Source organism: Streptomyces sp. NPDC101132, from assembly GCF_044759225.1.
Classification (GTDB): domain Bacteria; phylum Actinomycetota; class Actinomycetes; order Streptomycetales; family Streptomycetaceae; genus Streptomyces.
In genome coordinates this window covers 280430-293625 of record NZ_JBIVYX010000002.1, presented here as the reverse complement: position 1 = coordinate 293625, position 13196 = coordinate 280430, and the positions used below count along the sequence as shown (strand labels likewise).

The following is a 13196-nucleotide window of genomic DNA, read 5'->3' as shown; positions in this document are numbered from 1 at the left end:
CCGGGCCCCTCCCCCCAGGGGCCCGGCCGCCGTGCCGACGGAGCGCACGGATCAGGGGGTGGTCCAAGGGCTGGCGCCGCCCGTGCACACGATTCCGGCGTTGCCGAACGGCTTGTCGAAGTCGTGGCTGTCGGAGCTGTGGCCGCCGGGCGCAATGGTTCCGTCGTAGTGCAGCGTCCCGTACCCGTCGCGGTGGTAGATGGCGGCCTTCACCGGCAGGCGGTTCCAGTAGGACCTGATGCCGCCCGTCCAGCCCCCGTAGTCGTACAGGAGGTCGAAGCACTGCTTCGTGCTGCGGGCCGCCCAGTCGACATCGCCGGCGTACCCGGTGGAATCCCAGAGACACAGCGAGCTCGTCGGGCACGAGCTCATCGCCGCCGCCGCGGGAGACGCGGTCGCCGCCATTCCGGTCACGCTCAGCCCCCCGGCGAGGGCCAAGGTCGCGAGTCTGCGCTTGAAGTTCACTCGTACCTCCTGGTCAGAGAGTGCTCAGTGCTGCCCGTGGCGCCACGGAACGAGTCTCGCCAGCCCCGAACCCCCTTTCCACGCCGGTCGATTGCAGATAATTGGCGACCCGTCCCCGACCCCGACCCCGATGGACTGGACACGTCAGATGCGACTCTCCGCCGATGACCGGCGCTCCCTGAAGAAGGTCCTCCAGGCGCGACGGGCCGCCATCGACCCGGTGACCAGGGGGTTTCCCGTCCGCCGGCCCGGTCCCGGGAGGCGGGTCGCCGGTCTGAGCCAGGAGCAGATGGACGAGCTGCTCCTGCGTGCCCGGGGGACGTACAACCGCTTCGAGAACGGCCGGCTCACCCACCCGGGAGCGGACTTCCTCTCCTCCGTCGCCAAGGTCCTCGGGCTCAGCGAGCAGGAGTGGACGTTCCTCTGGCAGCTGACCCGTAAGGAGAACCCGCCCTCCACCCTGCACAGCAGCTCGGGCACGGCCCTCGCCGGGGTCTGGCGGCGGGTCATCGAGGGGCTCACCGGCACCCTGGCGTACATCAACGACGCCGAGTGGAACCTCGTCACCCACAACGAGGATTTCCGGCTCCTCTTCCCCCGGGGGCAGCCTCCGGCCAACGTCATGCGCTGGATGCTCCTGGATCCCGAGGCCCGCACCGAGGTGCTGACGGACTGGGCCGGGCAGTGGGCGCCGGCGATCATGCCCCACCTCAGGCAGGCCGTGGAGCTGCGCCCCGACAACCCCGCACTCGTGCGCCTGGAGCGGGATGTCCTCGCCGACCCCGTGGCCGGCGCGCTCTACCGCGAGGGCGCCGCGGTCCCCCTGCCGTTCGTCGACGGCTCCGAACTCCCCCTCCGCCACGCCGTCCACGGCCCCGGACGCCTCACGACCTGTCTCGCGGAGCCCATCCTCGCGCCCGGCGCGCGCATCAACCTCAGCATCTTCACGCCTGACGGCGACCGGCAACGGGGGTGACCGCCGCCCGGCCCTGATCCGCGCCCCGGGCCGGCCCCCTGAGGGGACGGCCCTGAGACAGCGGCCGGGCGAGTCAGACAGGTCTTGCGGGTCAGACAGGTCAGACAGATCAGACGTGTCAGCCCAGGGAGTCGACGCCCTCGGCCGCGAAGCCGCGGAGGGCGTCGACCGGCGGCGCGAAGGCCGGGCCGGTGCCGGTGAGGGTGGTGCCGAGGGCCTCGTCCGCGGCCACGGTGGCGAACTCGGCCTCGTCCAGCGTCTTCTTCGGGTCCTCCACCAGGCCGACGGCCGCGTCGGCGACCTGGCCGGCGGGCAGGTCGGGGACGTGCTTCAGCTGGTCCTCGGTGAGGGCGGCCACGTCCGGTACGCCGGCGGCCGGGAGCTCCGTGATGTCGTCGATGCCGGCGACGGGGACGTCCGGCAGGTCGGGGAGGGGAGCCGCCTGCGCCGCGGTGGAGGCGAGGCCGAGGGCCGCCCCGGCGAGGGAGAGGGCAGCAACAGCACGCTTGATGGGGGTGTTGTTCATGCCCGGGACAACGAAGCGGCCCCCGGGACGGTCACAGAACTCGTGGAAGACGGGACGCCCGGTACCGCGATCGGCGGTACCGGGCGTCCGTCGTTGACACAGCCGGGGGGACCAAGGCGTCCTCAAGGGCCTCGGAGCGCGGACCTCAGTCCTCGACCACCAGCGCCGGCGTCTCCTTGGTGAGCACCTGGCCCCGGAAGAAGGCCGGGCTGCGGCGCTCGGTCACGAACATGATCACCAGGCCGAGGGCCAGCAGGCCGACGCCGATGACGAAGACGCTGCCGACGCCGAGGACCGTGGAGCCGGAGCCGTAGGCCGGGTCCCACATGTCGATGAGGGTCTTGGTGAAGACCGCGGCCAGCAGCAGGCCGCCCAGCACCGGGAAGACGCCCTTGAAGAACAGGTCGCGGGACGAGCGGCGCAGTTCCTTGCGGAAGTACCAGGCGCAGGCGAAGGCCGTCAGCGAGTAGTAGAAGCAGATCATCAGGCCGAGCGCGAAGATCGTGTCGGTCAGGACGTTCTCGCTGACAAGGGTCATCACCGTGTAGAAGAGGCCGGTCGCGACGCCCGCCATGACGGTGGCGCGGCCCGGGGTCTTGAACTTGGGGTGGACCTTGGCGTACGAGGGCGGCAGCGCCTCGTACGTGGACATCGCCAGGACCGTACGCGCCACCGGGATGAAGGTGGTCTGGAGGGAGGCGGCGGCGGAGGCCAGGACGGCGACGAAGAGCAGCACGCCGAGCATCGGGCCCATGACGGGGCCGGCCAGGGCGGCGAAGACGTTGTCGGAGGTCTCCGGGTTGGCGAGGCCGAGACCCTTGTCACCGGAACCGACGGCCATCTGGGCGGCGACGCCGGTGGCCAGGTAGGAGCCGACCAGGACGACCATCGCGATCAGGGAGGCGCGGCCGGGGGTCTTGGCGGAGCCGGTGGTCTCCTCGTTGGTGGCCAGGCAGGCGTCCCAGCCCCAGTACATGAAGATCGAGAGCGAGAGGCCGGCGGTGAAGGCCGCCATGGACTCGACCGCGAAGGGGTTCATCCACTGCCAGGAGAAGTCCAGGCCGGTGTCGAAGGTGCCGGCGGAGGCCTTCTGGAAGGCCATGGCGACGAAGATCGCGAGGACCGCGAGCTGGAGGCCGACCAGGGCGTACTGGACACCCTTGGTGGCGGTCATGCCGCGGTAGCTGATGGCGGTGGCGAGCGCGATGAGCGTCAGGCAGGTCGCGATGTGGACGAGCTTGTTGTCGTCGAGGGCCGCGACCGACGGGTTGTTCGTGATCTCGCCGGCCAGCAGCCAGAAGTAGGAGGTCGCGACGCCGGCCAGATTGGAGAGCACGATGATCGTGGCGATCACCAGGCCCCAGCCGCACATCCAGCCGATCCGGGGGCCGAAGGCCTTCACGGTCCAGGTGAAGGAGGTGCCGCAGTCCGGCATGGCCTTGTTGAGCTCGCGGTAGGCGAAGGCCACCAGGAGCATCGGGAGGAAGCCCGCGAGGAAGACGGCGGGCATCTGGAGGCCGACCTCGCCGGCGGTGGAGCCGAGCGTCGAGGTCAGGCAGTACACGGGGGCGACGGTGGAGATGCCGATGACGGCGCTGCCGAGCAGGCCGACGGAGCCCTTGCCGAGCCCCTTGCTGCGGACGTCGTGGGCCTGGATCCCACCGTCGGCCGCGCCGCTTACCGTGTCTCCGACCAGGGGCCGGGCGTCCAGCTGTGTCATGGGTAAGGACGTTAGACGCTGCGGTTTCCTTATCCGGAGGCCTTAAGTCCGGTTCCCCACCCGCCGAAGTGCCTTGGATTCTTGAGGCCAAGACTGTTCATGCGGACGTAATTCAAGGTTCACAAACCCGCAGAGGCACTCTTTCGCCGGGACCGAACAGGGGGTTCCGGTATGCGGAAACCGCACCCCCGTCCGTTTTGCCCGTTTCAAAACTTTCCAGTGGCGATTCTCACGTCCCGTTTCGTCCCACTATGTGGTCCACACGATCGACTGCATCTCGCTGTAGGCGTGCAGCGCGTACGAGCCCACGTCGCGCCCCACCCCGCTCTGCTTGAAGCCGCCGAACGGCGCCTCCATGTTCCGGCCGATGGTGTTCACGCCCACCCCGCCCGCCCGCATCCGCCGCGCGACCCGGAACGCCCGCGACACGTCACCGCCCCAGACGTAGCTGAGCAGCCCGTAGTCGCTGTCGTTGGCCAGCTCCACCGCCTCCTCCTCCGTGTCGAAGGGGACGACCACCACCACCGGGCCGAAGATCTCCTCCCGGACCACCCGCATCGCGTTCGTGCAGTCCGCCAGCAGCGTCGGGGCGACGTAGAACCCGCGCCCGTCCCCCACCACCGGCCGGTCCCCGCCCGCCACGACCCGGGCCCCCTCCTTGCGGCCCAGCTCCACGTACGACTCCACCCGGTCCCGGTGCGCCGCGGAGATCACCGGCCCGACCACCGTGCCCTGCTCCGCCGGGTGGCCCACCTTCATGAAGGCCAGGTAGCCGGTCAGCTTCTCCACCAGCCGGTCGTGGATGCCGCGCTGCGCCAGCACCCGCGTCGGAGCCGTGCAGATCTGCCCGCTGTAGAAGGAGAAGGTGGTGCCGATGCCCATCACGGCCGCGTCCAGGTCGGCGTCGTCGAAGACCACCGCCGCGCCCTTGCCGCCCAGCTCCATCAGCTGCCGCTTCATCCCGCGGCCGCAGACCTCCGCGATCGCCCGGCCCACGGCCGTCGACCCGGTGAACGACACCATGTCCACGTCCGGCGAGTCGACCGCGGCCTCGCCCACGCCCACCGACTGCCCGCCCACCACGTTCACCACGCCCGCCGGAACCCCGGCCTCGTGCAGCGCCTCGGCCATCCGGAACACCGACAGCGGGTCCTGCGGCGCCGGCTTCACCACCACCGTGTTGCCCATGGCCAGCGCCGGCGCGATCTTGCCGGACGGGTTGGCCCACGGATTGTTGTACGAGGTGATGCAGGTGACCACGCCGACCGGCTGACGCACCTCCAGCGCCCCCAGCACGCTCGCCTTCCCCATCGGGCCGGCCTCGGTGACCTGCGGCGGCAGCCCCCGCTCCACCGGCTCCAGCGCGCCCTTCGCGTACCGCCGGAAGCGCGCCACGCCCACGCCGACCTGCATCCCGCGGGCGATTCCCGGAGTGGCGCCGGTCTCGGCCTGCGCGAGCCGCGCCCACGGCTCGTACTCGCGCTGGATGATGTCCGCCGCCCGGTCCAGGATCGCCGCGCGCTCCTCCGGCCGGGTCCGGGACCAGGGCCCGAAGGCCTCGCGGGCGGCCGCGGCCGCCTCGTACACCTGCTCCTTCGACGCCTCGGGCGCCAGGCCGACCACCGACTCGTCGGCCGGGTTCACCACCTCGTAGTGCCCGCCCGCCGGCTCCACCCACTCGCCGCCGACGTACAGCCGCTGCCGGATCTCGCGCGTCATCGGGTGCTCACCGTCCTCGTGTCGCGCCCCGAGCGGAGCACCGTGCCCGGCACCGCCCCGGTGACCCGGTCGTCGCGGATCGTCTCCACGCCGTTGACCCGTACGGAGACCACGCCGATCGCCCGCGAGTCCAGCCGGGGGCTGTCGCCGGGCAGGTCGTGCACCAGCGTCGCGGGCCCCGCCTCGATCCGCTCGGGATCGAAGAGGACGAGGTCCGCGTGCCACCCCTCCTGGATCCGGCCGCGCTCGCGCAGCCCGAAGAGCCGCGCGGGGTCGTCCGTCAGCATCCTGACCGCCTGCTCCAGCGGGACGAGCTTGCGGCCGCGCAGGCAGTCGCCGAGGAAGCGGGTCGTGTACGGCGCCCCGCACATCCGGTCCAGGTGGGCGCCCGCGTCGGAGCCGCCCAGCATCACGTCCTCGTGCTGCCAGGTCTCGGCGCGCAGCGCCCAGGTCGCGGGGTCGTTGTCCGTGGGCATCGGCCACAGGACGGTGCGCAGGTCGTCGTTGGCGCAGATCTCGACCAGGCACTGGAAGGGGTCCTGGCCGCGCTCGGCGGCGATGTCCCTGACGACCCGGCCGCTGAGGCCCTCGTTCTCCTTGCTGTACGTGTCGCCGATGACGTACCGACCGAAGTCGGCCAGCCGCCGGAAGACGCCGGCCTCCTTGCTGTCGGCGCGGCGCAGCAGCTCGGCGCGGACGGCGGGGTCGCGGAGCCGCTCGATGCGCTCGGGCACCGGCAGGCCGAGGACCTCGCCCCAGCCGGGGATGAGGTTGAGGGCGCAGAAGGTGCCGAGGGACATGTTCATCGGCGTGAGGATCGGCATGGTGAGCGCGACGATCCGGCCGCCGGCCTTGCGGGCGCGCTCGCTGGGCACGAGCTGGCGCGGGACCCGCTCGGGGACCGCGGCGTCGATGGTGAGGACGTTCCAGTTGAGCGGGCGCCCGGCCGCGGCGCTCATCTCGACGAAGAGGTCGATCTCCTCGTCGGAGAACTGGTCGAGGCAGCCGGCGACGATGGCCTCCAGCTGGGTGCCCTCGTGCTCGGCGACGGCCCGCGACAGGGCGAGCAGCTCGGCGGGCTTCGCGTGGCGGGAGGCGACGGGCTGCCCGTCGCCGTCGGAGTGGGTGGAGCTCTGGGTGGTGGACAGGCCCCAGGCGCCGGCGTCCATGGCCTCGTGGAAGAGGCGGAGCATCGCGTCCAGCTGCTCGGGGGTGGGCTGCCCGCCGACCGCGTCCTCGCCCATCACGTGCCGGCGGAGGGCGCAGTGCCCGACCATGAAGCCGGCGTTGACGGCTATCCGCCCCTCCAGGGCGTCGAGGTACTCGCCGAAGGTGTGCCAGCTCCAGTCGACGCCCTCTTCGAGGGCCTTGAGGGCCATGCCCTCGACCTTGCTCATCATGCGGCGGGTGTAGTCGGCGTCCTCGGGGCGGTCCGGGTGGAGCGGGGCGAGGGTGAAGCCGCAGTTGCCGCCGGCGACCGTGGTGACGCCGTGGTTCATGGAGGGGGTGGCGTAGGGGTCCCAGAAGAGCTGGGCGTCGTAGTGGGTGTGCGGGTCGACGAAGCCGGGGCAGAGGACGAGGCCGGTGGCGTCCTCGGTGGTCCGGGCGGCCTCGGTGACGGTGCCGGGCTCCGCGATCACCGCGATGCGGCCGTCCCTGATGCCGACGTCCGCTGCGCGGGCCGGGGCGCCGGTGCCGTCCACGACGGTGGCGCCGGTGATGAGGTGGTCGAGCATGACGTCCCTTCTCCTGCGTGTTCCCGTCCGGGGGTGTCCCCGGGGCTCCGGCTGACGCCGGCCGTCCCTCGCCCTGCCGGGCGCGGTGGCGCGGCCCGGCCGGCGCCGGTGCGCTTTGCCCTGCGGGGCGGGGCGGTGCGGCCCGGCTGGGGCCGGGTGCCCCTTGCCCTGCGGGGCGGGGTGGTGCGGTCCGGCTGGGGCCGGGTGCGCTTTGCCCTGCGGGGCGGTGGGGTCTTCGGTGGTGCCGGGTGTGCTTGCCGTGCCGGGGGTGGTGGTGCGGTCCGTGTGCCGGGCCGCGCCCTGCGCCCTGGCGGGGGTCGGGTTGGGCGCCCGTGTGCCCCGGTCGGGGGGCTCCGGGCCGGCCGCGGCCGCGGGTGCCTCCCGGCCGGGGCCGGTGCGGGGCGGCGGTCCGGGAAGACGCCGCCCCCGTTTTCGGGGGATGGGAGGGACGGGACCCGGCTCCCGGGGCCGCGTGGGGCGGGGGACGTGTCGGAGCGCTCGGCGGCGTCAGGACGACGCTTCGCGGAAGCGCGTCGTCCGGTGCACCGGATCGGTGTCGATCTTCGGGATCACGTGCTCGCCGATCAGCTTGATCGTCGTCATCGTGTCCTCGTACGAGACACCGGTCGGCAGACCGAAGGACAGCTGGTCCGCCCCCGCCTGCTCCCACCGCTTGCACTGGGCCAGGACCTCCGACGGGTCGCCGCAGATCAGCAGCTCCTCGGCGATCAGGAGCTCGATGATCTCGGCGTTGTACTCCGGTAGGGTCTCGGGCCACTCCGGGATCGCCTCGGGCCGCGGGAAGGTGTCGTGGTAGCGGAAGACCAGCGACTGGAAGCGGTTCATGTTCGCGTTGACGGCGATCTCGACCGCCTTCTCGTGGGTCTCGGCGCAGATCGCGGTGGAGGTGACCATCACGTTGTCGTTCACGAAGGCGCCTATCGCCTTCGCCTCCTGGATCGCCGTCTTGTACTGCTCCAGCACCCACTCCATGTCCGAGACCTTCTGGACGCTGAAGCCGAGCACGCCCAGGCCCTTCTTCGCGGCCATCGCGTAGGAGGAGGGGGAGCCGGCGGCGTACCACATGGCCGGGTGGGCCTTGCCGTACGGCTTGGGGAAGACCTTCCGCGGGGGCAGCGACCAGTGCTTGCCCTGGAACCCCTCGTATTCCTCCTGGAGGAACATCTTGGGGAACTCCGCGATGGTCTCCTCCCAGATCTCCTTGGTGTGGTTCATGTCCTCGATGCCCGGCAGGAAGCCCAGGATCTCGTGGCTGCCCGCGCCGCGGCCGGTGCCGAACTCGAAGCGGCCCTTGGAGAGGTGGTCGAGCATGGCGACCTTCTCGGCCACCTTGACCGGGTGGTTCACCTGCGCGAGGGGGTTGAAGATGCCGGAGCCGAGGTGGATCCGCTCGGTGGCGTGCGCCAGGTAGCCGAGGAAGACCTCGTTGGCCGAGAGGTGCGAGTACTCCTCCAGGAAGTGGTGCTCGGAGGCCCAGGCGTACTTGAAGCCGGACTTGTCGGCCTGGATGACGTACTCGGTCTCCTCGATCAGCGCCTTGTGCTCTGCCTCGGGGTCGACCTTGGACCGCGCCTCAGGCACGTATCCCTGCACGAAGAGACCGAATTCCAAGGGGGTTCACCGTCCTTCTATCTCTGACGCATCGTCAGATTGATGCGTTCGACTGTTCCACCGGGGGGCCGCCGCGTCAATACCTGACGCTGCGTCAGATGCGGCTAGAGGATGCTGACGCCCGCCATCCAGCCGCCGTCGATGACGAACGGCTGGCCGGTGATGTACGAGGAGTCCTCGCTGGTCAGGAACAGGGCCAGCCTGGCGACCTCCTCCGGCAGGCCGACCCGCCCGAGCGGCACCACCCGCTTGTAGAGGTCGGCCATCGCGTCGCGCGCCTCGTCCGTGAGGTTCTCCGGGTCCAGCAGCCCCGGGTTCGCCATCGGCGTGTCCACGGCACCCGGGCACATCGCGTTGACCCTGATGCCCTTGGCGGCGAGCTCCAGCGCCGCCACCCGGGTCAGGCCCACGACGGCGGCCTTGGTCGCCGCGTACGAGCCGACGAAGGCCATGCCCGTCAGGCCGGTGTACGAGGAGGTGTTGACGATGGTGCCGCCACCGGCCGCCTCGATCTCGGGGGCCACGTGCTTGATGCCGAGGAACGCGCCCACCTGGTTGACCTGCACCAGCTGCTGGAACTCCTCCAGCGGGGTGGCGGTCAGCTCGTTGAAGCGCAGGATCCCGGCGTTGTTGACCAGGCCGTCGACCCGGCCGCCGAAGGCCTCCTTGGCCGCGGCCACCGCCGCCGCCCAGTCCTCCTCGCGACTGACGTCCATGTGCACGTAGCGGGCGTTCTCGGCGCCCAGCTCCTTGGCGACGGCCTCGCCCTGGGCGTCCAGCACGTCACCGAGCAGCACCTTCGCGCCCTCGGCGGCGAACAGCCTGGCCTCCTGCTCGCCCTGGCCGCGCGCGGCGCCGGTGATGACGACGACCCGTCCGTCCAGCTTGCCCATCAGGTGCTCCTTCGTCGGGGGTTCAGTCGTTGAGGTGCGGCGCGACCTCCGCGCCGAAGGCCGTGATCTGGTCCACGAGTTCGGCGCGGTCGCGGCACCGGAAGCGCACCTGGACCTGGTCGACGCCCAGTTCGGCGTACTCGCGCAGGGCCGCCGCGAGGGCCTCCGGCTTGCCGGTGCGGGTGCGCCGGCCGGTGTCCCAGCCGGGCTCGCCGACGTACAGCGGCTCGGTGATGGCGCCGATCTCGATCGGGTCGGTGATCCCGGCCGCCTCGCGCAGTTCCCTGATACGGGCGATCTGGCCCGGCAGCCGGTCGCGCGGGTCGCCCTGCGGCAGCCAGCCGTCGCCGCGTACGGCCGCCCGGCGCACGGCCGCGGGCGAGGACCCGCCCACCCAGACCGGCACCCGGGACTGGACCGGCCGCGGCAGCTGCCCGAGGTCCCGGAAGCGGAAGAGCGCGCCCTCGAACTCGGGGAACTCCTCCTCCCCCAGGGCCGCCCGCAGCGCGTCGACGGTCTCGTCGAGCACGGGCCCGCGCCGGGCGAAGTCCACGCCCAGTACCTCGAACTCCTCCTGGACGTGCCCCGCGCCCACGCCCAGGATCAGCCGTCCCCCGGACAGCCGGTCCAGGGTCGCGTACTGCTTGGCGCTGATCAGGGGGTGGCGCAGGCCGACGATCGCGACGTGGCTGAGGAGCCGGACCCGCTCGGTGACGGCGGCCAGGAAGGACAGCGTGGCCACCGGGTCGTACCAGACCGTGCTCATCGCCTGCGCGAGCCGCCGCGGGATGGCGACGTGGTCGCAGGAGGCGAGGTAGCCGAAGCCGGCCCGGTCCGCGGCCCCGGCTATCTCCGCCAGGTCGGCGGCCGTGGCCGTGGCCTCCCAGGACTCGGCGTAGATGGAACTCTGCGACTGGATCGGGAGCTGCATCCCGTACACCAGCCGTCCTTCAGGAAACACGCGTCCCATGGGCCGCCCGCCTTCACCATCGGATCATCTGACGATTCGTCATATGGAGATGCGGGGCCCATGCTGGTAGCTGACGCTCCGTCAGGCAAGGGGGAGGGAGGGACCAAAAGCCGGGAGGGCGGGGCGCGACGGGAGAGTCGGGGGCGGGACGGCGGGGGGCGGGGACGGCGGAGGGCAGGGACGGCGGGGGCCGTACGGACGGGGCGCGGTACCGCGGGGCGCGGTACCGCGGGGCGCCCGGGCCGCCTGCCCGGGCTGCCTGCCCGGGGCGCCTGCTCCGGCGGGCTACATACCCGCCGGGCCCATCACGATCACCGGGTGCTGCGCCGGGTCCAGCGTCTCCAGGACCTTCCGCATCGCGGCCTCCGGGATGCCGACACAGCCCTGGGACGGGCCGTCGTGGTCGACGTGCAGCCAGATGTTGCCGCCCTTCTCCTCGCCCTCGGGCTTCTCGGGGTCGAGCGGGGACGTGCCCGGCCGGCGGTTGAAGTCGATGGCCACGACGTAGTCGAAGGAGCCCGCCAGGGACTCCCCCTCGACACCGACCCCGCCGGGCACGAAGGCCTCGTCCTGGTCGTACGGAAGCCTGGTCCCCGGCGGCGCGGACAGCAGGCCGCCCGCGTCCGTGAGGGCGAACACGCCGATGGGGGAGGTGAGGTCGCCGTACCGCCGGTCGGTGGACCAGCCCTTGGCGCCGTTGCGGCCCTGCCAGCTCGGCCCGGCGGTCCAGTCCCGCGAACCCTCGGCGCGGGCGTAGAGGGTGACGGTGTTGTACGAGGAGTCCTTGCCCTTGCCGCTCACCAGCACGACCTGCCGGGAATCGGCGGGGATCCGGGCACGGGTGGCGTCGCTCAGCCCCGGGATCACCTTCGGCCGCGCCGGCGCCGGCGGTCCGGCGTGCGGTGCCGCCGGCCGGTGCTCCCCGCGGCTGGGGTGGTCGCCGTCCGCGTGCGCGCCGTCGCCCCGGAGCTCCTGGCTGCCCTTCGCCGAGCCGAGGTCGCCGCCGAGGTCGAAGGGGACGCCGCACAGCCAGGCGGCCAGGCCGGCGAGGGCGGCACCGGCCGCAACGAGGGGCAGGCGCCGGCCGAGCCGTGCGGGCCGCCGCGTCCTTGTCCGGTGCCGGGCGTGTTTGCTCATCGCCCTAAACCGTACACATGGTGCGTTTGGTTCTGTTGATCCCTCAATTTCTAACGGGGGCCGATCCCTCCGCCGTCGTACACGTGATCCGGCGTCACCACCTGGGTGACCGCCCGGGCGAGGAGCGTCGACGGCTCCTGACCGCCCACCTGGGAATCCGTGTTGAGCATCAGGACCATCGTGGCCTTCTCCTGCGGCAGGTGGACGGTCACCGTCTCGTAGCCCGGGATCGAGCCGTTGTGGCCGATCCAGCCGCCGGTCTCCAGGATGCCGAGCCCGTAGTTCGTACCGGGGAAGCCCGTCGGCAGCACCTTCAGCCGTTCCGCCTGGGTCTCCGGGCTCAGCAGCTTCCCGGTGGCGACGACCTCGGCCCAGCGGCGCAGGTCGTGCAGGTTCGAGATCATCGCCCCGGCCGTCCAGGCCCAGCTGGGGTTCCAGTCGGTGGCGTCCGCGGTGGTGCCGTCCAGCGTCTGGTCGGTGTAGCCGCGCGGGTGCGGCTCGGGGAACTCGGCACCCTTCGGGAAGAGGGTGTGGCGCAGCCGCGCCGGGCGCAGCACCCGCTCGTCGATGACCCGCTGGACCTTCTGGCCGGTGACCTTCTCGATGACCAGGCCCAGCAGCACCAGGTTGGAGTTCGAGTACTGGAACCGGGTTCCGGGCGCGAAGGTGTTGGCGTGCCGGTAGCCGTACGACAGCGCCTCCCACGGGTTGAAGGCGCGCGTCGGGTCGCTCAGCAGGTCGTGGATGAAGTCCGGGTCGGAGGTGTACGGGAAGAGCCCGCTGCGCATCTCCGCGAGGTGGCGGAGGGTGATGTTCCCGCCGTTGGGCACCCCGCGCACGTACGTGTCGATCGGGTCGTCCAGTCCGACCTCGCCCCGGTCGACGAGTTCCAGCAGCGCGGTGACCGTGAAGGTCTTGGTCTCGCTGCCGATGCGCACGAAGGAGTCGACGCGCATGGGGCTGCCGGTGGTCTTGTCTGCGACGCCGGTGGCCCGGACGTAGCAGCCCCGGCCCGGCAGCCAGAGGCCGACCACGACGCCCGGGATGCCGGCCTGGGTGCGGACCTGTTCGACCGTCCGGTCCAGCCGGGCCGTCAGGGCGGGGTCGAGGTCGTTGCGCGGGCAGTCGTCCTCGGCGTGTCCGTGCTTCGCGTTCCCGCCGCCGTCGCCGTGGCGGTCGGACGCGGAGGCGGGGGTCACGGCCCCGGCGGGGGTGACGGCCACCGGGGCCAGCACCGACGCCACGAGCAGGGCGGTGGCGAAGAGCCGGCGGGAGGGGGTACGTCGCATGTCGGGGCGCCTCTTCCAGGTGCGGGGAGCGGATAACCACATCACCATCCGAGCGCGGGCCGGGCGGCACCCGTCCGGCGCCGTCCCCGCGAGTCCACTCGTTCGGCGCCGTCCCCGCGAGTCCACTCGTTCG

General features: G+C 72.0%; 11 protein-coding genes. 1 reads left to right on the top strand and 10 read right to left on the bottom strand.

Annotated features, from left to right (window positions below; all coding sequences use genetic code 11):
• Window positions 1-51 precede the first annotated feature (51 nt).
• Window positions 52-465, bottom strand: a complete 414-nt coding sequence (locus ACIQUR_RS05605; RefSeq protein WP_403658740.1) for a peptidase inhibitor family I36 protein — start codon at window positions 463-465, stop codon at window positions 52-54.
• Between the two features lie 130 nt (window positions 466-595).
• Between ACIQUR_RS05605 and ACIQUR_RS05600 the strand changes: the two genes are divergently transcribed.
• Window positions 596-1441 carry a helix-turn-helix domain-containing protein gene (locus ACIQUR_RS05600; RefSeq protein ID WP_403658737.1) on the top strand — a complete coding sequence of 282 codons (846 nt, stop codon included), beginning with the start codon at window positions 596-598 and terminating at the stop codon, window positions 1439-1441.
• A 118-nt stretch (window positions 1442-1559) separates the two neighbouring features.
• On the opposite strand, the gene ACIQUR_RS05595 is transcribed toward ACIQUR_RS05600, so the two are convergent.
• The 9 genes from ACIQUR_RS05595 to ACIQUR_RS05555 form a co-directional block, all read right to left on the bottom strand.
• Window positions 1560-1967, bottom strand: a complete 408-nt coding sequence (locus ACIQUR_RS05595; RefSeq protein WP_403658734.1) for a hypothetical protein — start codon at window positions 1965-1967, stop codon at window positions 1560-1562.
• 145 nt (window positions 1968-2112) lie between these two features.
• Complete coding sequence (locus tag ACIQUR_RS05590) at window positions 2113-3687, bottom strand: APC family permease (protein WP_403658732.1); 1575 nt, start codon at window positions 3685-3687, stop codon at window positions 2113-2115.
• A gap of 249 nt (window positions 3688-3936) precedes the next feature.
• Window positions 3937-5406 carry an aldehyde dehydrogenase family protein gene (locus tag ACIQUR_RS05585; protein ID WP_403658729.1) on the bottom strand — a complete coding sequence of 490 codons (1470 nt, stop codon included), beginning with the start codon at window positions 5404-5406 and terminating at the stop codon, window positions 3937-3939.
• Entirely contained in the window at window positions 5403-7142 is a 1740-nt protein-coding gene (locus tag ACIQUR_RS05580) for an amidohydrolase family protein (RefSeq protein WP_403658726.1), read from the bottom strand. The genes ACIQUR_RS05585 and ACIQUR_RS05580 overlap by 4 nt, the downstream gene beginning before the upstream one ends.
• Window positions 7143-7649: 507 nt before the next feature.
• Complete coding sequence (locus ACIQUR_RS05575; protein ID WP_399955962.1) at window positions 7650-8774, bottom strand: LLM class flavin-dependent oxidoreductase; 1125 nt, start codon at window positions 8772-8774, stop codon at window positions 7650-7652.
• Between the two features lie 104 nt (window positions 8775-8878).
• The gene (locus ACIQUR_RS05570) at window positions 8879-9667 is read right to left on the bottom strand and encodes an SDR family NAD(P)-dependent oxidoreductase (protein WP_403658723.1); all 789 of its coding nucleotides are present in this window, start codon (window positions 9665-9667) and stop codon (window positions 8879-8881) included.
• Between the two features lie 22 nt (window positions 9668-9689).
• Window positions 9690-10637, bottom strand: a complete 948-nt coding sequence (locus ACIQUR_RS05565; protein WP_403658720.1) for a TIGR03619 family F420-dependent LLM class oxidoreductase — start codon at window positions 10635-10637, stop codon at window positions 9690-9692.
• A 285-nt stretch (window positions 10638-10922) separates the two neighbouring features.
• The gene (locus ACIQUR_RS05560; RefSeq protein ID WP_403658717.1) at window positions 10923-11774 is read right to left on the bottom strand and encodes a hypothetical protein; all 852 of its coding nucleotides are present in this window, start codon (window positions 11772-11774) and stop codon (window positions 10923-10925) included.
• Between the two features lie 50 nt (window positions 11775-11824).
• Window positions 11825-13063, bottom strand: a complete 1239-nt coding sequence (locus ACIQUR_RS05555) for a serine hydrolase domain-containing protein (RefSeq protein WP_403658714.1) — start codon at window positions 13061-13063, stop codon at window positions 11825-11827.
• Between the last annotated feature and the right edge of the window lie 133 nt (window positions 13064-13196).